We start from the raw sequence: 20481 nt of genomic DNA on the forward strand, positions 1-20481 counted from the left end.
GCGCGAGGCGCAGGTCCTGATCGAGGAATGGAGGAAACACTATAACACGAAGCGCCCGCACAGCGCACTGGGCTACCGCCCGCCGGCCCCGGAAACCATCGTCCAGATGGACTACAGGCCGGACATGTACTAACAATCAAAATGGACCACTCAGCTGGGGCTGATCAGAAGCCGTCCAGCGTAAGCTGGCGAGCCCATCGGGCCTCAATGGCCGCTGCGCCTTCTACGACAGCCTCGCCAGGCGCCATCAGCACCGCGTCTTCGGCATAAAGCGTGCCGATTGCCGCACTGTCCTTTTCGGCGATCAGCTCCGCCCATTCTTCGTGGATGGCCTGTATGGTCTGCGCATCGGCGTGTTCTTCGGCTGCTCCTGCTGTTGCATCTTGCGCGATGGCAATGGTCGCAGCGAGCGGGGTTAGTGCCAGTGCAGCGGCAAAAATGATGTTGGATTTCATCTCTGTTTCCTAACTTTGGGGTGGATCTGGTCCCCCGGATGCCGGGAACCAGAAAATCAGGGCTTCAGGTACAGCTTGCCCCTGGCACGGCGGTTCTCCAGATCGGCATGGGCATCTGCCGCGCCGTCCAGCGGATATTCGGTGGCGCTTTCCAGCTTCAGCCAGCCTTCCTGAATGCCCGTCACGACGTCGGCGGCGCGCTTGCGCAGTTCGGCTGGATCAGCGACGAAGCTGAAGACGGAACCACTCGCCAGCCGCAGCGCCTTGGGCGTCAGCACGGTCGGTTCAATCACAGGAATCGGACCTGAGGCCGCGCCGATGGCAACGACCGTGCCGCCGCGGCGCAGCGATCCGATGGTGTTCATCAATGTCTTTTCGCCCAGCCCGTCATAGGCCAGATCGACGCCTTCGCCATCGGTCAGCGCCAGCACCTGATCCTTGAAGTCGTAATCACGGCCATAGACGACCGCCTCATCCGCCCCGAGCGCCCGGACGGCCTCCGCCTTCTCCTCGGTCGAGACGGTGCCCACGACCCAGGCGCCGAAATGCTTCAGCCACTGGACCAGCAACTGCCCGACGCCGCCCGATGCGGCATGGACTAGCACCCGGTCGCCCGGCTTCACATCGCGATATTCATGGACGAGGTAATGCGCGGTCAGCGCCTGAAAGATCAGCCCCTGGCTGAGCGTGAAATCATCCGGCACCGATACGATCCGGTCGGATGAAATCACCACCTGGCTGGCATAGGACCCACGCCCGTCCATCCAGGCCACGCGCGATCCGACCTTGAGTCCATCACTCTCGCCAACGCCGTCGCCCAACTCACGCACCCGTCCGACGCCTTCGAGACCCGGGACCATCGGCAGTTCGACGTTGTGGACGGCCGAAACGCCGCTGCGCTGTGTCACGTCCAGAAAGTTGACACCGGCCGCTTCCACGTCGATCAGAACCTCGCCCGGCCCCGCCTTCAGGTCGTCCGCAGTTTCCACGACCAGATTTTCCGGGCCGCCAAATTCATTCAGAACCACTTTCCGCATCTCTTGCTCCTTCGGATGTCGATTTCGGTTGGCAGCAAGATAGGCCGGGCGCATTATGATGATTAGCCGCCTTGTCTTTCATGGGCCTGTGAGAATAATTCAGCAATGCCATCGGGTCCGCACAGCGACATCTCCTCCTTCCTCGCCGTGGCGCAGGACCGCAGCTTTACGAAAGCCGCCGCGCGGCTGGGGATGACGCCCTCCGCGCTTAGCCATGCCGTGCGCAATCTGGAGGAAAGGCTGGGGCTTCGGCTTCTGAACCGCACCACCCGCAATGTCGCCCCGACCGAGGCGGGCGCGCGGCTGATCCAGTCGGTCGGGCCGCTGTTCGAGCAGATCGATATCGAACTGGACAATCTCGGCGATCTGCGCGAACGGCCCGGCGGCAAGGTGCGCATCACCTGCAATGACTATGTGATCGAGACGATCTTCCGCCCAAAACTGCAGAGATTTCTGGACCAATACCCGGAGATCGAGGTCGAGTTCTCGATCGATTACGGCTTCACCGACATCATCGAGGACAGCTTTGACGCCGGTGTCCGTCTCGGGGATGCGGTCAGCAAGGACATGATCGCCATGCGGATCGGCCCGGATTTCCGCTTTCTCGTCGTCGGCGCGCCGTCTTATTTCGACCGGCACCCGCGCCCCGAGACGCCCCATGACCTGACCAGGCTGCCCTGCATCAATCTGCGTTCGATGACGGCGGGCTCTTTCTTTCCATGGGCCTTCGAGAAGGACGGAAAGGAGATCAATGTCCGCGTTGAAGGCCAGCTTGCCTTCAACAGCGTCTTGCCGATCCTGAAGTCAGCCATCGAAGGCGCAGGGCTGGCCTACCTGCCCGAAGACCTCGCCGCGCCGCATCTGACAAGCGGCGCGCTGATCACTGTTCTGGAAGATTGGTGCCCCTATGGACCGGGCTACCACCTCTATTATCCCAACAGCCGACTTGCTGCGCGTAGTTTCTCAGCCTTTCGCGAAGCGATGCGGTTTCGGGGTTGAAATCGCCAGCGGCGGATATCGGGCTTGGTCTTGAAAACCCATATGGTGGGGCCTGGAAACGTTGCGCCGCGAGACGGGCTTTCGGGCGCTCCCGACAGACAGGGCATGCAGAAAACTAAAGAAATATTGGCCCTTCAGGCCGCCCTAAACATCTGCCAGGGCCCATTTCAATCAAGTGTTCCGGAAGTAAATCGAGGCGCTGTCACCAGAAGCTCAGCGCACAATCTCTGTCTTCACCTCATCCAGCCACCCCTGCATCGCATCAAGATTATCGCGTTCCTGATCGCATTGCAGAACGAACTCCGGCGCGAAGGCGGCGTTCGGGGCGAGGCGACGGACCTCGTTCAAGGTCGATCCCGCGCCATAACCTCCATGGGTGATGAATGGCAGGATGGTTTTGCCGGACAAATCGACCGCCGAAAGCAGGCTGCGCATCGGCGCGGGCAGCGACATGCCCCAGATGGGAAAGCCGAGGAAAATCACATCGTGTCTCGAAAAATCCGGGATCGCGTCAAGCGGCAAAAGCCGGTCGCTTTCGCGCCAGCGCGTGGCCCAGGCGACCATTTCGTCGTAATCCTCGGGCCAGGGCGCCCGGGGACGGATTTCGAACAGATCGGCATCGTGGCGGCGCGCCAGATGCCCCGCCAGCATGCGGGTGTTGCTGGAGCGGGAGAGGAAGACCACCGCGCTTCGACCGGCGCCCTGCGCCAGCGCAGGGCCGCCGGCCCAGGCGCTCGCCGTTGCCAGCGTGGCGGCTTGCAATATCTGGCGGCGATTGGGGCCGGTTGTCTCCCTCCCGCTCATGATCCGGCCTTAGGCCCGTGGAAGAAGCTGGCCGTCGCGCCGCCGTCCATCAGCAAATCGCTGCCAGTGATATAGCCGCCCTCCGGCCCCATGATCAGCGCGGCGAGGGCAGCGACCTCATCGGGTGTGCCGGCGCGGCCCGCCGGCATCTTCGACAGCATGTCGCGGTAGAAATCCGCGCGCTCCCCGTTCAATTCGTCATGGGCCAGCGGCGTGATGATGATGCCGGGGCTGATCGCGTTGATGCGCGCGCCGCGTTCGCCCCATCGCAGCGCCTCGCCGCGCACGCGCAGTGAATTGCCGCGTTTCGACATCTGATAGGCGTGCAGCGTGTCACCTACCTCCCTGACAAAGGGCAGGTTCAGCAAATCCTCCGCCGGGGCAGTGGCGAGCTGCGCATCCTGTTCAGCCGTCAGGGCGGGCATGCGATAGCCTGACTGAGAGGAAATCACGATGCCCGAACCGCCGGGGGCGATGACCTTGCCGAATTCCTCCAAGAGCACCGCCGTGCCATAGAGATCGACCTTCAGGATCGTCTCGACCGGCGCCTGCGACGGAGACACTCCGGCTGCCTGGATCAACGCCTTCACATCGCCGAGACGGGTGGCCGTCTGGACAAGCGCCTGCACCGAGCGGCGGTCCGAGACATCGACGGTGACCGCCGTGGTCTCGTAACCGGCAAGCTGCAACAGTTTCGCCGCTTCATCCGCCTGTTGCCGCCTCAGATCGGCCAGCAGGACATGTCGGCCAGGGCTGACCCGCCGGGCGATGGCCTGTCCGATCGCGCCCGCGCCGGTGACAACGGTCACATCCGCCATCATGCAACCTTCAGCATGGTCTTGATGGCGCGGCGTTCGTCCATCGCCTTGTAGCCCTCGGCCACCTGGTCGATGGGCAGGACCAGATCGAAGACCTTGCCCGGCTCGATCCTGCCCGCCAGAACCCGATCCATCAGGTCGGGCAGGAAGCGGCGCACCGGGGCGGGGCCGCCCAGCATGCGCTTTTGGGCGAAGAACATCTCCTGCCCGTCGAAGCTGACGCCATGAGGCACGCCGACATAGCCGATCGAGCCGCCGGGACGGCAGGCGCCGATGGCCTGTTTCATCGATTCCTCCATACCGACAGCTTCGACGACGGATTCCGCGCCGACGCCGTTTGTCAGTTCCATGATCCGCGCGATGCCCTCTTCGCCGCGTTCCGCGACGATATCGGTCGCGCCGAATTCGCGGGCCAGTTTCTGGCGGCTTTCATGGCGGCTCATGGCGATGATCCGGACCGCGCCAAGCTGGCTGGCGGCCATGACGCCCATCAGCCCGACCGCGCCGTCGCCGACCACGACGACCGTGCCTCCTTCGCGCACATTGGCGGCAACCGCGCCATACCAGCCGGTGCCCAGCACATCGGACACCGCCAGCATATGCGGGATCATGTTGGCATCCGGCATTTCCAGCGTTGCCACCAATGTGCCATCGGCCAGCGGCACGCGGGCGTAGGGCGCCTGTACGCCGGACATGAATTCGCGCTGCACACAGGAGGACTGAAACCCGAAATCGCAATGCGGGCAGGTGTTGTCCGACAGAACGAAGCTGCCGACGACGAACTGACCGGGCCGGATATTGCGCACTTCACTGCCCACCTCGACAACGGTGCCGCAATATTCATGTCCCATATGCGCTGGACCATCGGTGCCCGACAGCCCGCGATAGGGCCAGAGATCCGAGCCGCAGATACAGGTCGCCGAAAGCTGGATGATCGCGTCGGTGGGTTTCAGGATTTTCGGGTCCTCGACCTGCTCATAGCGCACATCGCCGGGACCGTGCAGAACGGTTGCATACATGTCTTCGGTTCCTTGTTTCTTGCTTGAAAATATCAAACGCCGTATTCGGCGTCGGTTACATGATCCATCCAGTCGACCACCTTGCCGGTCTCGTCAGCCTCGGCGATAACGATATGGGTCATTGCGGATGATCTTCATTGCAAACTCCTTTTCAGCCAATGTTGCGTACCAGACGAAAACTGATACTGATGCCGCGATAATCAGGCGGGTAGTCACGGCGCGATGCACTGCGCCAGCCATTTCCGGTCGAATGCCAGCTGCCGCCACGGACCACACGTTCGCTGCCGCTTGCCGGGCCCTGTGGGTCGGTTGCCGGGCTTTCGGCATAGTAATCAGCACTGTACCAGTCCTGCACCCACTCCCAGACATTACCGTGAATGTCATAAAGCCCCCATGGGTTTTGCGTTTTCTGCGCAACGGGATGGTGACCGCCTGCATCAAACTCCTTACCAAACCAGGCATGCCTGCTCAGCAGATTGCTGTCATCACCAAAATAATGCCGCGTTTTCGTGCCTGTGCGGGCCGTATATTGCCATTCCGCTTCGGTGGGCAGCCGGTGATCCGGTCCGCCCTCGGCGGCGTTGAGCGTGGCGATGAATTCCTGTGCATCCAGCCATGACACCGTCGCCGAATGGTTCGGTCGGGTGATCCGCTCCGCCATGCCCGGCAGGTTGTAATAGGGGCTTGAGCGATCGCGGCTGTAAGGATTTTCGCCCATCAGTCGCCGCCATTGGGCCTGTGTCACTTCGTTTCGGGAAATCCGGAAATCATGCGAGATCGCAACCTCATGCTGCGGGCGCTCCATCGCACGGCCCTGCGGGTCGATTTTGCTCCTTGATCATCGCGATGATCTGCGCCTCGGTGAAACGGCTGTTTCTCATTCGTCTCCTCCTTCGCGGTTGAGCAGACTCTACATCAAAGTGAGGGATCTTTCGAGGGGCAGGTCAGCAAGGACACAGCCCGGCCTGTTCCGCTGCCGAAGCAGGATTTCGAAATATGGCAACGCCCGCCTGCGCCGCACCCGCTGTCTGGGCTGTCAGGCGGCCGCGCGGTGGCGCAGCCGGTGAAGAAACCAGTCCCTCATCCAGCTGGACGCCAGACCGGAAGGTAACTGCGCTGGTCCGGCCGACCCGTACGGCCTTGGCATTGCATTGCCGTTTGGGCATACTCCCCGCGGTTTTGCTTTCCCCATCTCCCCGCGGAGGCCTTTTTCATGAACGCCCCCCTGCGCCAGTCCGAGCGTCTCGGCCGGTTGGCCACCGTGCTCGGCCCCGACACCTTGGCGCTCCTGCGCTTCGACGGCACCGACCATCTCAACGAGGTCTTCGAGTATCGCGTCGAGGCGCTCGCCACCCGCGACGACCTCGATTTCGACGCGTTGATCGGCACCCATGCCACTGTCGAGATCGAGACCCGCGACGGCCCGCAGCCCTTCGACGGCATTGTCACGCAGGCCCGATGGGCCGGAGTGGGCGAGAACGGGCATCGCTACGATCTGACGCTGCGACCCTGGTTCTGGCTCGCCTCGCGCCGTCGCAACCAGCGCATCTTTCACGACAAGACCGTCATCCAGATCCTGCAGGATCTGCTCGCCGACTACGCCCAGCTCGGCGATCCGGCGGTCGAGTTCCAGCTGTCGCAGGACTACCCGGTGCTGGAATACACCGTGCAATATCGCGAAAGCGACCTCGATTTCGCCCGCCGGCAGATGGAGCGGCACGGCATCTCCTTCCATTTCCGCCACGCCATGGGCAGTCACACGCTGGTGCTGACCGACGACGTTCTGGCACATGAGACCGTCGGCCTGCGGCCCTTCAAGCGCTATGACGGCCATCACCAATATGAGCAGGAGCATTTCTGGGACTGGGTGCCCGAGCGCAATCTGACCACCGGGGCGATCCGGCTGACCGACTACAATTTCAAGAAGCCCGAACAGGCGATGGAGGTCGACCGGCTGGGCGATGCCGCCCATGCGCAAGGCCAGATCGAGAGCTTCGACTACCCGGGCGACTACCTGACGCAGGATCTGGGCAGGATCGTCGCCGGACTGCGTACCTCGCAGGAGCGCGGCGCGGATCGGCGCAACCGCGCGGTGGGCGATTGCGCCAGCCTGCGGGCAGGCAAGCGCGTGACCCTGTCTGGCGACCGGGTGCCGGGGACGGGCGAAACCTATCTGTGCCTTTCGGCCTCGCATCATTTTGTCACGGAAGCCTATGGGTCTGGGGGGCAAGGCAGCGACGGCTATGCCTTCACCGGCAGCTATGCCCTGATGCCGGACACGGCGCCGATGGTGCCCCCGCAGCGCACGCAGGTCCCCGTGGTGCATGGCCCGCAAACAGCGATGGTGGTCGGCGAGGGCGAGATCGACTGCGACGAATACGGTCGGATCCTGGTGCGGTTCCATTGGGACATCAGCGGGGCGCATTCGATGCGCTGCCGGGTGTCGCAGAACTGGGCCGGCGGCGGCTGGGGCGGCATTGTCATCCCGAGGATCGGCATGGAAGTCGTGGTCGAGTTCCTGGAAGGGAACCCGGATAAGCCGCTGGTCACCGGGAATGTGTTCAACGGCAAGAACGGCGTGCCTTACGAATTGCCCAAGCACAAGACCCGCTCGACCTTCAGGACCAATACCCATCAGGGCAAGGGGTTCAACGAGCTGCGGTTCGAGGACCAGAAGGGCGAGGAAGAGATCTTCATGCACGCCCAAAAGGACATGAATCTTGAGATCCTCAATGATCGTGCGAAGGAGGTAGGGCGGAATCAGGCCGAGGTCGTCGGCAACGACAAGTCGATCCAGGTGGTGGGCGACCATGACGAACTCGTTTCGGGCAACATGTCCATCGCGGTCGGCCAGAACCCGCTTTCGGACCTGCTGCGCAGCAAGTCGAAGCTGCTTTTCGACAAGCTCGGCACTGCGCTCGGCAAGATGAAGATCCCGGACCCGTTCAACTTCACCAAGGGCAACTTCCAACTTTTCGTCGAGAAGAACCGTTCCGAGATCGTCGGCATCGGCTCGTCCGAGATCGTCGGGGCCGCCAAGTCGATCATGGTCGGCCATACCTTCCAGACCAGCGTCGGCAAGTCGCACAGCCTGATCGTGCGCGGCCGTGCCGATACCGATATCGGCAAGATCCACAATATCCGGGTGGGCGATCAGCTGACCATCAAGGTCGGTGAGCACTCGATGATCACCATGTCGAAGGAGGGCGACGTGGTCATCCAAGGCAAGCATATCCGGCTGAAAGCTGACAAGATCTCGCAGAACTGACGGCGCGCCATGGGTGGTCCCGGAGAAAACAGCCCGCCGAAGCCGTCGATCCTGATCGGCGATGCCGCATTGCCCTTTGCCCAATGCCGGGCGAGCGATCCGACAGTGTGGCCCTTTACCGGCGCGATGACCTCTTTCCCAGAAGGCCGCCCGCCGACGCAGAACATGCTGCAAAGCGACACCAGCCTGTTCACCAAATGGGGTCAGCCGCCGGCCGAGCCCTGGAAGGGACCGCCCTGGCGCCTGCCAGAACAGCAGACCGCCAGCGCCCCCTGGGCGCCTATGGGCGGGGCAGCGACCGGCGGAGACATTGATCTTTCCGGCATCCCGACCTTGCAGGACTACCTGCAGGGCATTGGCTCGAACCACCTCGTCCCGCCTGCCAGGCCGGAAGAAGAGAAGAAGCAAGAGCAGGATGGGCCGAAATGGGAATTCGGCCAGGCCGAGCGCAAGACCGAGGATGGCGGCGTCAGCGAGGAATGGCGCCGCGGCATCCGCGAATATGTCCGCTCCGGCTATACACGCCGCAACCCCGACGGCACCTACAAGGCCGATACCGACTGGCGCGGCAAGTGGAAGGATACCGAGTTCACCCTGGCCGAGGTCTCCGACAAGACCGACAAGGCGTCGGTTGCGGTCGCCCAGGGTGACTTCGGCGATGCCGATTCGGCCTTCTCCGGCAATGGCGCGGTCCTGGGGGCCGAGGCGCAGGCAGATTGGAAGGGTGCGCTGACCAGCAAGGGGCTGGAGGCCGAGGCCAAGGCCGCCGCATCCGCCTATGCCGCCCAGGGCGAAATTTCCTCCAACGAGGACGAGTTGCTGGTCGGCTCGGCCGAGGGCGCGGCGCTGAAGGCCGAGGCCGAAGCCAAGGGCGAGGCGATCTTCACCGCCGAGCAGGCGACGCTGGGCGGCAAGCTGGGCGCCTCGGCCAATCTGATCGAGGGCAAGATCGGCGGCGAACTGGGCATCACCCCCACGCGCGCCAGCCGCGCCGCGGTGACGGTTTACAACTGGCTTTTCAACCAGAACGCGACCCCGCTGAACGACGACTGGGATTTCGGCATCGTGCTGAATGCCGAGGCCAGCGGTGCGGTCGGCGCGCAGGCCGAGGCCAATGCCGAAGCCGGCTACAAGAAGGGCAAGCTGCGCGCCGAGGCCGGCGCCAAGCTGGGGCTGGGCGTCGGGCTTGGCGCCAAGGTCGGCGGCGGGCTGACGGGCCTCGACAAGGCCTGGGCACGGATCAAGGACGGCTGGAACTGGCTATGGAAATGATGGACCGCAGACGGATGCTGGGCGCTCTCGGCCTTGCCGGGGCGGCCGCAATGATGAATGGACGCATGACGATGGCACAAGAGACCAATTCCGTGGAACCGCTGGCCCGCAGCAAAGGCAGGCTATCCGAGGGCGGGTTGGAGTTGCCCGATTTCCCCGGCCTGCAGTTCCGCACCGCGCTGCCCGAGGGGCTGGAATGGTTCGACAGCGCCGAGACGATCGGCGATTTCGACGCATCGGGCATGTTTACCGAGTTCCGGCGCCTGTGGCTGGGCTATGCGCCCGAGGATCGCGACCGATTGCAGGTCTCGGTCCATGCCGCGCGCATCCCCGCCGAACGGGTTGCCCTTGCGTCGGATTACGCCCGTCTGCTGGCGCGGGTCTGGGGACCGAAGAATTACGGAATCTATGGCGACGAGCGCGATTTCGGCGAAGTCATGACCGGCGAGGACGAAAGCGGCTTCGACCGGAGGACGCGGATCAGCGTCTGGCGGCGCGGCACGGACCTGCTGATCCTGCGCGCTGACACGACGCTGGAGGATTTCGAGACCCAGGCCTCGGCGCTGGCCGCCATGGTCGGGTCGCTGGAGTTCCGCGAGGGGATCGCGGACCCGATCATCGACGGGCTGGTCGCGCATCAGATCCGCCTGCCTTCGGGCGCGGTGCTCGACTATCCCCTGCCGCCGCATTGGCAGGCCTTCGATCAGGGCAAGGCGCAAGCGGCGCCGATCTCGGCCGCCGTCTGGCTGGACCGTGCCGACGAGGGGGGCAACAGCGCCATCGGCATCTTCGGGGTGGCGGTGCCCGCAGGGGCGCGCGCGGCGGATGCGCCGCTGGACCAGATCGCTGCGACCATGTCGGACCTGATGATGGAGAACCTGCTGCCGGGGACCGAGTTCAAGCGCCAGCCGGTGACCAATTACCGCATGAAGGGGTTCCGGCCCGATACGGTGCAGGCGATGTTCCTCGACCGGCTGGAACTTGCGGACCGCAAGATGGGCGCCTCGGGCTTCTTTCTGGTCGCGGGCGATGATGTGGCGGGCTTTTCTTCGCTGACCGCCTATCCGGTCGACGCGGAGGCGATGGGGATCATGATGCATGCAAATTTCATCGACCGCCTGGTGCTGGATGCGCTGCGTGAACAGGTCGGACAATCCGCAAATTGAAGCGCATGACCGGCCGGGAGGCATCATGACGCAACAATTCGACGGCAACGCGATCCTTAAATCCATTGCGGGCGATCAGGTGGACATGCTGTAGAAACTGGTGGCGTTGTTGGACCGGGTCAACTGGGACGAGCGTCGCCAGCGCCTGCCCATCCAGTATGGCGAAGCCGTCATCCATCTGTTGGCGGACGGCACGATCCGGCTGGAGGGCACGCGGATCGTGCAGCAGGCGGATCGCGACATCGCCCTTTCCGCCGCCTGGATCGACCTGAACTGAGAAACGGCCATGTGGCAGGTCGTGAACCACACCCCGTTCGAAACCGCAGGATACTTCCTGCGCGATGCCCACGGGGTCGAGCATTGGATGGTCGCGATGCGCCTGACACTGGATCTGCCGTCAGCAGGACTGCCCCTGCTGGCCGAACCGCAGCAGCCCGTCAGTCTTTTGCCGGTCTTCGACGCCTCGGGCGAGGAGATGCTGGAAGGCAGCGACCTTGTTCCCTTCAGGCCGCATTGCGACATCCTGCTGCGCGGCACGGCGACACCCCAGCGTGACAGGCCCGTGCTCAGCTTCCCGGTGTCCCTGTCGGTCGGCAGGTCGGAGCGGACCATTCATTGCCATGGCCCGCGCCGGCTGGTCCGGACGCGCTTTGGTCACCGGACCGAGGCCCTGGGCCATGCCGCCGACCCCCCCTTGGCCTGGCGCCAGGCAACGGGCGGGCGCGATGTCGCCGCGGATAGCGACCAGGAGGGCGCGGCCCATCCCGACAATCCGATCGGAACCGGTTGGTCTGCCGATCCCGGCAGGATGAACCGTGGCGACGAGATCATGCTTGCACCGCTGGATGACACGTCGCATCTGGGCGCACGCCCTGCCAGCCTGCCCGAGCCCGTCGGCTTAGGCGCCATCGCGCCTTTCTGGCACAGTCGCCGAAAGCTGGCGGGAAGCTATGACGAGCACTGGGCAAGGACGCGCTGCCCCTTGCCGCCGACGGATTTCTACCCGGCCTTTCACCAATCCGCACCCGTCGGGCAAAGAGCCGACCTGCGCGGCGGCGAGCCAGTACAGGTGCGCAATGCCGGGGGCGGCCCGTCGCTGGAGCTTCGCGTGCCGCAGATCATTTCCGAGGTGCGGACACGCATCGGTCATGCCACCCTGACCAGCCGTATGCGCCTGATCACGTTTGCCATCGACGCCCAGGACCGTCGGGCGACACTGGTCTGGAACACCGCGGTGCCCTGCCCGGGCCAGGATGACAGGCTTTCGGAATCCACCGTGCTGCTGTCCCCGGCGGCCGGGCTGGTGATGGCATGTCGGCCCGCATCCAGGGCATTGGTGCCGTCACCTCTCTGGGCAGCAGCCTGCGGCAGACTCTCGCTGCCTTGGACGACCGCGAGATTGGGTTGAGCCGCGACCGTAAGGCCATCGGCATTGACGGCCTGCCCATGACGCAGGCCCCGGTCTGGCCCCTGCACGACATCCACAACCCGCTGGACCGGCTGGCGCGGCTGGCAACCCGGCTGACCCTCTGCCTTCCCGCATGGGTGGAACAAGGCCGGCACGGCGATCCGCTGCGGGCAAGGCTAACGGAACGCTGATCGGTGGCCCCCGATATCATCGAGGTTTCCTTCGCCGACCGGACCAGCATCCTGGACCTGGCCTTCGCTGCCCAGAAGGATGCATCAGCGCAGATCCTGATGGTGGCCGAGACATATCTCTTGGCCGAACTGCTGGACAGCCTGACAGCGATGGACAGGATATTGTCGCGCTATCAGCCACATGGCCTTGTGCCCTCCGAGGCCGGCATCGCGCTGTTCATGGCCCCCGACACTGGCGGCGATACGCGCGGACAATCGCCGCAGACGCGTTACGGCGTCCCCGGCTCGCGGCTTGACCTGACGACCGTTGCCGCCGGCCAGCCAATCGAGTTCATCGAAATGAAGTTTCCGGGAGATCGCTTGCGGGGCACACAACTGCAGCTGATGAACATTCCCCAGGATTGCAACAATTGCGAGGGCACCCGCCCGGTCGAACAGCCGACGCCGGCGCCACAGACGGATTCGAACCTCGGCTGGTGGCTGCTGGGTGCCGTGCGCATCGTCTCGCCGCAGGGTGAGGAGACGGCGCGGATCGTCTTCAAGATCGTGCTTTTTTGAGGGTGGAAACACGCTTGCCGGGCAATTGCGGGCTCTGACCGCATTGGCGGACCTTGCCGAGGATGTCGCGCCGCATCTGGCATACATGCAATGCGCCGGCGAAACCGCCCGGCCAGAGGCGTTCGATCTGGCCCACTTCCGCCAGCGTTCCGAACAGGCGATCAGACAGCTTCATGCGGGGGCGCTACGATCAGGGCGTCGACCTTGGCCTTTTCGGAAAGGAGCTCAAGACACCTGACCACATGGGTGTGACGCCGTTCGGTGGAAGCGTCATTGCCGACGGAGGGTTGGAGGGGACGGCGGATATATCGCTCCTCGAATTCTCGACCAGCCTGATATGGGATGCCGAGAACATGTTCCGCCGCCAGGTCGAGCGGACGCGCAAAGCGACCTCGACCACGGGGGCTGTCTTCGGCATGGCCGGTTTCGGCCTGCAATATGACCGGATCTATGGTTCGACTGCGGGCACCTATGCCTATCTGGCCCGTTTCCCCGGCCTGCATTGCGGCCTTGACGACCGTTTCATGTCGGAACAATCCGTAGTGGCAGCCGGGCCGACCGCTACTTCTCGATCAATTGGCTGACGGTTCTCGGCAACGATCTTCTGGCCGCGCTTGCTCCTGTCGAAGAGCTGCAGCAAAGCTTGGGAGAGGACCGCCCGATATCGCGTTTTGACACGGGAATCATCGTGCAGGCCGGCGCCTATCCCAACTGAGCGATAGGAATCAGGGCCTGATCCTTGACGACTACCGCGCGGTCGATGCGGCGATCAGCGCTCTGCGGTTCGAAGACTATGTCGTTGCAGCGCTGGACGCGCCCGAGCCTCTGGATCCGCTGGAGGCGACCTTCGAGTGGATCAGGAGATTTGACTAGCGTCAGGACTCGTTCTTGTTTCATAGCCAGAACATGACGGTTGCGGCCAACGCAATGGCTGAAAGGAAGACTTTCGGGCAACGGTCATATCGCGTCGCGATCCGGCGCCAATCCTTGAGCCTGCTGAACTTGATCTCGATCCGATTGCGACGCTTGTATCGTCGTTTGTCGTAGCGCACGGCGGTCTTGCGTTGCTTGCGACCGGGGATGCAGGCACGTATCCCTTTGTCTTTCAATGCTTCACGGAACCAATCGGCGTCATAGCCGCGATCCCCGAGGAGCCATTCCACTTTTGGCAAGCCGCCCAGCGGAGCTCTCGCTCCGATGTAATCACTGACCTGTCCAGCGGTCACGAACAGGTTGAGCGGGCGTCCCAGACTAAGCAACATGGTCTCGGCCGAGATCACCTATGCCAACAGCCTCGACCGGATCGAGAAAATCCGCTCGGACGGCCGCATCGACGGCGCGGCCCCGTCTATCGCCGCGCTGACAGGGCGGATCAAGGTCCGTTTCGTCAACCAGACGCTGGTGACGCAGACGATCGACAGCAAAGCCTGCGAGATGGAATTCACCTACGCAGGCCGATGAACAGGCGCTTGTCGCCGCCCGCGCCACGCCCGGCTATCCGGCCGAACGCAAAGAGCAACCAGCGGCTGCGCAAGGTTCAGCAAGGGTGCGGACGAGCAGCGGTCGGGCCCTCAAGACTCTCGCTGGTTCGAGTCAGAATGCGATGCGGAAGCGCTGCCGGCACTCTCCCGGCGTGAGACCGATGAACCTGGCAAAGATCTTGCGGAAGGTTCCTGGATCGCCGCAGCCGGTCTCCCATGCGATCTGCTCGACGGTAAGGGCGCTTAACTGGAGCAACTCGCAGGCCTTGCTGACGCGCAGCCGCTGGCCGTATTCGCAGGTCGTCATGCCGGTCGTCTTGCGGAAACGGCGCAGTAAGCTGCGCCGCTCCAATCCCGCGCGCGACGCCAGCGTGCCCAGCGATATGTCCCTGGCTTCGGTATCCTGTAGCCAACGGCGGACGTCGAGGATGACGGCATCGCTGTGGTTTATGCAGGGCGAGAACATGCTGTAATAGCGCTGCTCGCGCCCCGACATATCGACCAGCAGGAAGCGCGCGGTCTGGGTCATCACCTCGGCGCCCCGCAGGCGTTCCACCAGTCGCAGACACAGGTCGGTCCAGGACATCACCCCGCCCGCCGTCAGGATCTGGTCGCCGTCGATCAGCAACCGGTCCACATCGACCGGAACGCGGGGAAAGCGGGTGCGGAACTGGTCTTCCAGAAGACAGGGCCGGCCGTCCAGCAGACCGGTTCCGGCCAGCAGGAAGGTGCCGGCGCAGACCGAAGCGAGGATGCGCCGGCATCATGGCGGGCGCGCCGCATCAAGCTTGGCATCGGCCGCGCATCTGGGCTTTCCCTTCGCCTTCGCCGCCATCTCGCGGATGAGAATCTCGATGTCGCGCTGGATTGCTACCGCAGTCACTTCCGGCCCTCGGGCCCTTTCGACAAGCCTTATACCATCGTCAGTTCCGGCGTGATGGCGGCCGACGAAGAACGCGAGGCGCGGCGCCAGTCATGGGCCTACTCGCACGCAATCTGCCGCAACCCGTTCCTGCGTGAACAGTACCCGCATCCGCGACTTCACCTCCCGAAGCGACGAAGCCCACTTTTCAAGCCTTCCTTCGACAGGCAATCCCGACATCCATGACCCCATCCAAATCATGGCAACCCATTGATTCAAGATCGGATCAAAACGCAACGGTAATGCTAGATCATCGCAAAAGCGGGGGCGTGTGCGATACGGCTGCCCGGGGGCAGTCCCTGGCACCCGGTCGCCAGCAGATGCGGTCCGGCATAGGGCGAGGCAAGCTGCGCCGGGGCAAAGCCGAAGCGACCATAATATTCCGGCGCGCCCAGGACCACAATGGCATGGTCCTCAAAGGTCTCTTGCGCGGCGCGGATCAAGGCTCCGCCGATGCCGCGACCCCGAACGGCCGGGTGCACCGCGACCGGCGCCAGCGCCAGCGCCGGGAAATCGGCGGCAATCGGCGAAAGGGCGACATGGCCGATGATGGTCCCGGCGGCTTCGGCCACCATCGACAGTGCCAGATGCCCGTCCCGCCGCAGCATATCGACAAGCCGCGCCTCTTTCGTACTGCCGAAGCTGCGGTTCAGCATATCGGAGATGCCGGCGTGGTCATAGGGCAGCTCGGCGCGGATCCGCGGCAGCGGGTCGGTACGGCTGAAATCACGCTTGATGCCGTGGCTTTCGCGCCCCCAGCGGCTGTCGTAAAGCCGCGCGCGATGGGCCTGGAAAGCCTCTTCGTCGGCATAGAGTTCGCGCAGTTCGAAGACCAGCGGGTTGTCCTCGTTCTGGGCGACGTCAAAGCGCAAGTTTCCGGGCTCGGCGCGGGTCAGTTGGGCGTGCTCGGACAACAGGTCGATCGCCAGCAGCATTTGCGCCGCATCGGTGCATGTCAGCCGGCCGGTCAGGGAAAGCAAGGGACGGTTCAAGGTGATCTCCTCACCCCCGTGAACGATGGGGGGCGCGTGCTTGTGGAGCATTCCGCAGGCGCAGGTCATAACAGTTTCCTTCGTTACATTTACACAGCGGCCCCAAGGGCCATTTGCGCCGGGCGGTTTATTCAAGCCATGCGCCCCGGCGCGGCATAGGCGGAATCTTGCCTATACCTAAATTCATGGCAAGGCTTGGGTTTGTTGTCAAAACAACAATCGCTCACCTGACCAATAGAACAGGTGTGACGCCAGGTCATCTTGGTGACCTGATGCGGAATTGTCACAGATTCTGCCGTCACAGTTGCGGCTGTGCGCTGGAGCGGCTGCGCTTGCAGCGAAGGTTTCCGCAGTTGTCTCTGCCTTGTTCGGCCAAGTTCCGCTGGCGCCGATCACGATTTTGCTCCACTGCAACAATGAGAAAATCCGAAGCGGAAATCGCCGATTTTTGCGCTTGCACGCCTTGGGCGGCTTGGATAGATACGCCCCCACGGTTGGGGCGTGGCCAAGTGGTAAGGCAACGGTTTTTGGTACCGTGTACCGTAGGTTCGAATCCTACCGCCCCAGCCAGTTTTCTGAAGATTGCGAGCGTAGAGATACTACGCCACTGTGAGCGAATATCTCCTGGTGTTTTCATGACGCTGGGCGACGGCTCCGGGACTTCATATCAGGACTGCGGCGTGAGGGGCTGATCCGGATTGCACCAGATTCTGCCCCAAGATAATCAGTGCCTCTAGTAAGTGCCGTATCAGGGTTCGGGCCGGGTTGAGCGTATGGTACCTGCGACATTTCTCCTTTAACGGTTGAGACATACCAGCCGGCCGAACACGTACCGAGCTACCGTTGTTGGAGGGAAGCGCATCTTCAGCGTGTCCTGTTGCTGCTTCAACTACCGCTTTGTTAATTAATAGGCGAAAATCCGCTTGCTTTCTCTTTGCCATGCCTCAAATGCTATCATCACGTGAATGTTAAAGGCCTGTGATGAAGAAATCTATGTTCTCAATCTCTGCTCTGACTATGGCCACGCTTGTGTCCGGATGTGTTGAGCCTCCCAAAAACCCGATGGAAGCGCATGCACGTCGTGCCGCAGGGGCAGAACTGGCCGCCACCCAATGCGGTGCATATGTCGGTGGATATGAGTCCGCAAAAGAACTCAAAGCGGATGCGAACCAAAACCTTATTGCCGCGCAAAAAATGGGGGCAACTCCAGAGGTCATAAAAAAAGCTAAAAGTGATGTTCAGTCGGCGTTCAATACTCTATCGGCGTTCACCAACAAGCAAGAGGCCTGCAATGCGATCGTTAGCCAACTTGCTTGGACCAACACATAGCGCTATGATCTATCTAGCGTCAGGACTCGTTCTTGTTTCATAGCCAGAACATGACGGTTGCGGCCAACGCAATGGCTGAAAGGAAGACTTTCGGGCAACGGTCATATCGCGTCGCGATCCGGCGCCAATCCTTGAGCCTGCTGAACTTGATCTCGATCCGATTGCGACGCTTGTATCGTCGTTTGTCGTAGCGCACGGCGGTCTTGCGTTGCTTGCGACCGGGGATGCAGGCACGTATCCCTTTGTCTTTCAATGCTTCACGGAACCAATCGGCGTCATAGCCGCGATCCCCGAGGAGCCATTCCACTTTTGGCAAGCCGCCCAGCGGAGCTCTCGCTCCGATGTAATCACTGACCTGTCCAGCCGTCACCAACAAGTCGAGCGGGCGTCCCAGGCTATCACAGAGGGCGTGCAGCTTGGTGTTCATTCCGCCCTTGGTTCTGCCAATCAGGCGTCCACGCCCCTTTTTTCACGCCCAGGCTGGTCGCTGTTCGGTGTGCCTTCAGATAGGTTGCGTCGATCGTCACGGTCTTCTCTTCGCTGTGTTCGGCAGCCAGCCCGACCATCATCCGGGCGAAGATGGCCTTGTCACTCCAGCGCTTCCAACGGTTGTAAAGCGTTTCCGGGGCTTACGCGGCCCCACCGGGGCCAGGGTCCCCTTCAACTGTGAGGGCCGTATTCCCTCGGCGCGTCCCGCCAACGCAAGCCATTGCGATTGATGAAGATAATCCCGCTGAGCACCCTGCGATCATCGACCCGCGGCTCGCCGTGGGACTTCGGGAAACAGGGCTCAAGTCGCGCCGTCTGCGCGTCGCTTAGCCAAAAGAGATCAGACATGTCACCTCTCTGTTTTCAGAAGGCAAATCACGCCGATCGATTTAGATCAATGGGTCCTGACCCTAGGTGAAGCCGGACGGGAGCGTGACTACGAGATCTTTTGTGTTGCAAGCGCTAAGAGCCGCAAGACCTTCGTATGCGCGCTGGAGAGCCAAGCCGCAGTCCCGGTACTTGATGTCATGATCAAGATATTCGCCTTTTTCGGCGGTGTGCCGATTCTGGTGACGATCGACAACTTTAAGGCGGCAGTCGCCGTACCTCGGCGCGGCAGCGAAGATGCCACGATTCCGGCCGAGTTTACAGCCTTCGCAGACCATTACGGGTTCAGCTTCGTCGCCGCGCGGGTGCGTAAACCCCGTGACAAGGGAATCGTGGAGAATGCCGTCGGCATTGTTCAGGATGATGTGCTGCCGCCACAAGCCCTCTGAACCGCGCCGGGTTTGCCGGAGGCTTGTTTGTTTTAGTTACGCGGCCATGGCTTCAAGTCCCAGAGCGGCGTAGAAGTTTGCCTCGGCTTCGGCGGGCGGGATGTTCCCGATGGGCTCCAACAGACGGCGGTTGTTGAACCAGTCACCCCATTCCAGTGTGGCATATTCGACCGCTTCGAAACTGCGCCACGGGCCGCGACGGTGGATGACTTCAGCCTTGAACAACCCGTTGATCGTCTCGGCCAAGGCATTGTCACAGCTGTCGCCGACGGCGAAAGGGGACCGTGGCCCCAGTGGGGCCGCGTAAGCGCCTGAAGCGACCGAAGGCTCTATGCCCGCCTCGGCCAGCCGTTCGGTGCATCGGATCGACAGGTACTGGGAACCGCGGCCGGAATGATGAACCAGCCCCATGCCCTTGATCGGGTGGCGGTCATGCACCGCCTGTTCCAGGGCATCGAGGACGAAGTCGGCATGGGCCGAGGTGCTGACGCGCCAGCCAACGATCTTACGGGCATAGGCATCGATAACGAAAGGTGAGGGCCTGCCCGCCACCGGTCCGAGGGCACGGCCCGAACGAGACAAACCCTTTCCAGGTGGCGAGATAGGTGAAGTCGGACACCCAAAGCATATTCGGCGCGGGCACCCGGAACTGGCGGTTCACCTTGTCCAGCGGACACGGCTGCTTCTTGTCGGGGATCGTCGTCTTGTGCGGCTTGCCCCGAATAATGCCTTGAATACCCATGCCCTTCGTCAACCTCGCAACCGTGCAACGCGCGATATCGAAGCCCTCACGGTGCAACTGCCGCCAGACCTTGCGAACGCCGCAGACGCCCCGGTTTTCCTCGAAGACACGCCGGACCTCGGGTCGCGGGGCCTCGTCCCGGCCTACGCGTGCCGATTGCCGCGTCGGATCGGCACGCTTTGACTTGTGATCGTAATAGGTGGATGGGGCGATCGGCAGAACCTCGCAGATCGGCTCGACCCCATGCGCACCGCGATGTATATCGATGAAATCGATCATCACTTCGACCGGCGGTCGAACTCCGCCATCGCAAAATACGCTGACGCCTTGCGCAGAATCTCGTTAGCCTGCCGCAATTCCCGGTTCTCGCGTTCCAGCGCCTTCATCTTCTCGGCCATCTCGGTCGGGACGCCTGCGCGTTGGCCGCTGTCGACCTCGGCCTTCTTGACCCAATCGTTCAGCGTTTGCGGTGTGCAGCCGATCTTCGCTGCAATCGACATCACTGCCTGCCATCGAGATGGATATTGGCCCTCGTTGTCGAGAACCAGTCGAACGGCACGCTCGCGCATCTCAGGGGAAACTTGTTCGTCGTCTTGCTCATCATGCTCCATCCTACTCAAGAGTTGGAGCCTCCGACATCAGAGGGTCACGTCCGTCAATTTGGTGTAACTTCCGGGATGGCCTGAGGTCATGATCAGGCTGCTTTCGTAGTGATGCTGAGAATGGGGTCGATCTCCTCCTTGTCGATCTGGGCG

The 20481-nt window shown here is 62.6% G+C and carries 23 protein-coding genes, 1 tRNA gene, 3 pseudogenes and 1 other annotated feature; of the genes and pseudogenes, 15 read left to right on the top strand and 12 right to left on the bottom strand.

What is annotated here, in order from left to right; all coding sequences use genetic code 11:
- Window positions 1-133 (top strand): integrase core domain-containing protein (locus IT41_RS20310; RefSeq protein ID WP_156116971.1); only part of this gene is annotated, 133 nt, incomplete at its 5' end.
- A gap of 31 nt (window positions 134-164) precedes the next feature.
- Here IT41_RS20310 and IT41_RS17615 read toward each other — a convergent pair.
- A complete protein-coding gene (locus IT41_RS17615) occupies window positions 165-455 on the bottom strand; it encodes a YybH family protein (protein ID WP_036743849.1) in 291 nt (96 codons plus the stop codon).
- Between the two features lie 56 nt (window positions 456-511).
- Complete coding sequence (locus IT41_RS17620) at window positions 512-1492, bottom strand: quinone oxidoreductase family protein (protein ID WP_036743873.1); 981 nt, start codon at window positions 1490-1492, stop codon at window positions 512-514.
- A 105-nt stretch (window positions 1493-1597) separates the two neighbouring features.
- On the opposite strand from IT41_RS17620, the gene IT41_RS17625 reads away from it, so the two are divergent.
- Window positions 1598-2491: a LysR family transcriptional regulator gene (locus tag IT41_RS17625; RefSeq protein WP_036743850.1), complete on the top strand. Its 894-nt coding sequence runs from the start codon at window positions 1598-1600 to the stop codon at window positions 2489-2491.
- 213 nt (window positions 2492-2704) lie between these two features.
- Here IT41_RS17625 and IT41_RS17630 read toward each other — a convergent pair whose 3' ends face one another.
- From IT41_RS17630 to IT41_RS17645, 4 genes are all read right to left on the bottom strand, one after another.
- Window positions 2705-3295 (bottom strand): flavodoxin, encoded by a 591-nt coding sequence (locus tag IT41_RS17630; protein ID WP_036743851.1) that lies wholly within the window; start codon window positions 3293-3295, stop codon window positions 2705-2707.
- On the bottom strand, window positions 3292-4113 hold the full coding sequence (locus IT41_RS17635; RefSeq protein ID WP_036743852.1) for an SDR family oxidoreductase: 822 nt from the start codon (window positions 4111-4113) through the stop codon (window positions 3292-3294). The genes IT41_RS17630 and IT41_RS17635 overlap by 4 nt, the downstream gene beginning before the upstream one ends.
- Window positions 4113-5132: a zinc-dependent alcohol dehydrogenase family protein gene (locus IT41_RS17640; protein ID WP_036743854.1), complete on the bottom strand. Its 1020-nt coding sequence runs from the start codon at window positions 5130-5132 to the stop codon at window positions 4113-4115. The genes IT41_RS17635 and IT41_RS17640 overlap by 1 nt, the downstream gene beginning before the upstream one ends.
- A gap of 151 nt (window positions 5133-5283) precedes the next feature.
- Complete coding sequence (locus tag IT41_RS17645; RefSeq protein ID WP_052081752.1) at window positions 5284-5937, bottom strand: formylglycine-generating enzyme family protein; 654 nt, start codon at window positions 5935-5937, stop codon at window positions 5284-5286.
- Window positions 5938-6345: 408 nt separating this feature from the next.
- Here IT41_RS17645 and IT41_RS17650 point away from each other — a divergent pair, with 408 nt between their 5' ends.
- The 7 genes from IT41_RS17650 to IT41_RS17675 all read left to right on the top strand — a co-directional run bounded on the left by IT41_RS17650 (window position 6346) and on the right by IT41_RS17675 (window position 12995).
- Window positions 6346-8400: a type VI secretion system Vgr family protein gene (locus IT41_RS17650; RefSeq protein ID WP_036743855.1), complete on the top strand. Its 2055-nt coding sequence runs from the start codon at window positions 6346-6348 to the stop codon at window positions 8398-8400.
- 9 nt (window positions 8401-8409) lie between these two features.
- The gene (locus IT41_RS17655; protein ID WP_036743857.1) at window positions 8410-9672 is read left to right on the top strand and encodes a hypothetical protein; all 1263 of its coding nucleotides are present in this window, start codon (window positions 8410-8412) and stop codon (window positions 9670-9672) included.
- A 65-nt stretch (window positions 9673-9737) separates the two neighbouring features.
- On the top strand, window positions 9738-10838 hold the full coding sequence (locus tag IT41_RS17660; RefSeq protein ID WP_139221782.1) for a hypothetical protein: 1101 nt from the start codon (window positions 9738-9740) through the stop codon (window positions 10836-10838).
- Between the two features lie 100 nt (window positions 10839-10938).
- Complete coding sequence (locus IT41_RS20985) at window positions 10939-11115, top strand: hypothetical protein (protein ID WP_175496460.1); 177 nt, start codon at window positions 10939-10941, stop codon at window positions 11113-11115.
- A gap of 9 nt (window positions 11116-11124) precedes the next feature.
- Window positions 11125-12246, top strand: a complete 1122-nt coding sequence (locus tag IT41_RS19600; protein WP_052081753.1) for a DUF2169 family type VI secretion system accessory protein — start codon at window positions 11125-11127, stop codon at window positions 12244-12246.
- On the top strand, window positions 12243-12437 hold the full coding sequence (locus IT41_RS17670) for a hypothetical protein (protein ID WP_036743860.1): 195 nt from the start codon (window positions 12243-12245) through the stop codon (window positions 12435-12437). Before IT41_RS19600 ends, IT41_RS17670 begins: the two co-directional genes overlap by 4 nt.
- Window positions 12438-12440: 3 nt before the next feature.
- Complete coding sequence (locus IT41_RS17675) at window positions 12441-12995, top strand: VRR-NUC domain-containing protein (RefSeq protein ID WP_036743862.1); 555 nt, start codon at window positions 12441-12443, stop codon at window positions 12993-12995.
- Here IT41_RS17675 and IT41_RS20990 read toward each other — a convergent pair.
- Window positions 12976-13170 carry a hypothetical protein gene (locus IT41_RS20990; protein ID WP_139221783.1) on the bottom strand — a complete coding sequence of 65 codons (195 nt, stop codon included), beginning with the start codon at window positions 13168-13170 and terminating at the stop codon, window positions 12976-12978. The genes IT41_RS17675 and IT41_RS20990 overlap by 20 nt on opposite strands.
- Between IT41_RS20990 and IT41_RS17680 the strand changes: the two genes are divergently transcribed.
- A complete protein-coding gene (locus IT41_RS17680) occupies window positions 13169-13579 on the top strand; it encodes a hypothetical protein (RefSeq protein ID WP_036743864.1) in 411 nt (136 codons plus the stop codon). The genes IT41_RS20990 and IT41_RS17680 overlap by 2 nt on opposite strands.
- A gap of 20 nt (window positions 13580-13599) precedes the next feature.
- Window positions 13600-13710, top strand: coding sequence for a hypothetical protein (locus IT41_RS22105; protein WP_414811562.1), 111 nt, complete (start codon window positions 13600-13602; stop codon window positions 13708-13710).
- Window positions 13711-13888: 178 nt separating this feature from the next.
- On the opposite strand, the pseudogene IT41_RS17690 reads toward IT41_RS22105, so the two are convergent.
- A pseudogene (locus IT41_RS17690) lies at window positions 13889-14242 on the bottom strand (IS5 family transposase); the annotation flags it as partial.
- A 13-nt stretch (window positions 14243-14255) separates the two neighbouring features.
- On the opposite strand from IT41_RS17690, the gene IT41_RS17695 reads away from it, so the two are divergent.
- A complete protein-coding gene (locus IT41_RS17695; protein ID WP_036743867.1) occupies window positions 14256-14456 on the top strand; it encodes a phage tail tube protein in 201 nt (66 codons plus the stop codon).
- Window positions 14457-14588: 132 nt separating this feature from the next.
- On the opposite strand, the gene IT41_RS17700 is transcribed toward IT41_RS17695, so the two are convergent.
- Window positions 14589-15104: a GlxA family transcriptional regulator gene (locus IT41_RS17700; protein ID WP_052081754.1), complete on the bottom strand. Its 516-nt coding sequence runs from the start codon at window positions 15102-15104 to the stop codon at window positions 14589-14591.
- A 539-nt stretch (window positions 15105-15643) separates the two neighbouring features.
- Window positions 15644-16390, bottom strand: coding sequence for a GNAT family N-acetyltransferase (locus IT41_RS17705; protein ID WP_231564818.1), 747 nt, complete (start codon window positions 16388-16390; stop codon window positions 15644-15646).
- A gap of 495 nt (window positions 16391-16885) precedes the next feature.
- On the opposite strand from IT41_RS17705, the gene IT41_RS17710 reads away from it, so the two are divergent.
- Window positions 16886-16960: transfer RNA gene (locus IT41_RS17710), tRNA-Gln, on the top strand.
- A gap of 423 nt (window positions 16961-17383) precedes the next feature.
- Complete coding sequence (locus IT41_RS21000; protein WP_074948235.1) at window positions 17384-17719, top strand: hypothetical protein; 336 nt, start codon at window positions 17384-17386, stop codon at window positions 17717-17719.
- A 37-nt stretch (window positions 17720-17756) separates the two neighbouring features.
- On the opposite strand, the pseudogene IT41_RS20320 reads toward IT41_RS21000, so the two are convergent.
- A pseudogene (locus IT41_RS20320) lies at window positions 17757-18556 on the bottom strand (IS5 family transposase).
- Window positions 18557-18735: 179 nt separating this feature from the next.
- Here IT41_RS20320 and IT41_RS21780 point away from each other — a divergent pair.
- Complete coding sequence (locus IT41_RS21780; protein ID WP_036743872.1) at window positions 18736-18984, top strand: DDE-type integrase/transposase/recombinase; 249 nt, start codon at window positions 18736-18738, stop codon at window positions 18982-18984.
- A 36-nt stretch (window positions 18985-19020) separates the two neighbouring features.
- Here the strand turns inward: IT41_RS21780 and IT41_RS17725 are convergent.
- Window positions 19021-20337 (bottom strand): annotated as a pseudogene (locus tag IT41_RS17725) (IS3 family transposase).
- Window positions 19931-20047 (bottom strand) — a sequence feature (AL1L pseudoknot). (Overlaps the previous pseudogene by 117 nt.)
- Window positions 20338-20481 lie beyond the last annotated feature (144 nt).

Source organism: Paracoccus halophilus, from assembly GCF_000763905.1.
In the GTDB taxonomy this organism is placed as follows: Bacteria; Pseudomonadota; Alphaproteobacteria; order Rhodobacterales; family Rhodobacteraceae; genus Paracoccus; species Paracoccus halophilus.

Bases quoted from the DNA above. Each gene is read 5' to 3' on its own strand.
- IT41_RS17615 (WP_036743849.1), bottom strand. From the start codon at position 455: ATGAAATCCAACATCATTTTTGCCGCTGCACTGGCACTAACCCCGCTC.
- IT41_RS17620 (WP_036743873.1), bottom strand. From the start codon at position 1,492: ATGCGGAAAGTGGTTCTGAATGAATTTGGCGGCCCGGAAAATCTGGTC.
- IT41_RS17625 (WP_036743850.1), top strand. From the start codon at position 1,598: ATGCCATCGGGTCCGCACAGCGACATCTCCTCCTTCCTCGCCGTGGCG.
- IT41_RS17630 (WP_036743851.1), bottom strand. From the start codon at position 3,295: ATGAGCGGGAGGGAGACAACCGGCCCCAATCGCCGCCAGATATTGCAA.
- IT41_RS17635 (WP_036743852.1), bottom strand. From the start codon at position 4,113: ATGGCGGATGTGACCGTTGTCACCGGCGCGGGCGCGATCGGACAGGCC.
- IT41_RS17640 (WP_036743854.1), bottom strand. From the start codon at position 5,132: ATGTATGCAACCGTTCTGCACGGTCCCGGCGATGTGCGCTATGAGCAG.
- IT41_RS17645 (WP_052081752.1), bottom strand. From the start codon at position 5,937: ATGGAGCGCCCGCAGCATGAGGTTGCGATCTCGCATGATTTCCGGATT.
- IT41_RS17650 (WP_036743855.1), top strand. From the start codon at position 6,346: ATGAACGCCCCCCTGCGCCAGTCCGAGCGTCTCGGCCGGTTGGCCACC.
- IT41_RS17655 (WP_036743857.1), top strand. From the start codon at position 8,410: ATGGGTGGTCCCGGAGAAAACAGCCCGCCGAAGCCGTCGATCCTGATC.
- IT41_RS17660 (WP_139221782.1), top strand. From the start codon at position 9,738: ATGACGATGGCACAAGAGACCAATTCCGTGGAACCGCTGGCCCGCAGC.
- IT41_RS19600 (WP_052081753.1), top strand. From the start codon at position 11,125: ATGTGGCAGGTCGTGAACCACACCCCGTTCGAAACCGCAGGATACTTC.
- IT41_RS17680 (WP_036743864.1), top strand. From the start codon at position 13,169: ATGCGGGGGCGCTACGATCAGGGCGTCGACCTTGGCCTTTTCGGAAAG.
- IT41_RS20990 (WP_139221783.1), bottom strand. From the start codon at position 13,170: ATGAAGCTGTCTGATCGCCTGTTCGGAACGCTGGCGGAAGTGGGCCAG.
- IT41_RS17695 (WP_036743867.1), top strand. From the start codon at position 14,256: ATGGTCTCGGCCGAGATCACCTATGCCAACAGCCTCGACCGGATCGAG.
- IT41_RS21000 (WP_074948235.1), top strand. From the start codon at position 17,384: ATGTTCTCAATCTCTGCTCTGACTATGGCCACGCTTGTGTCCGGATGT.
- IT41_RS21780 (WP_036743872.1), top strand. From the start codon at position 18,736: ATGATCAAGATATTCGCCTTTTTCGGCGGTGTGCCGATTCTGGTGACG.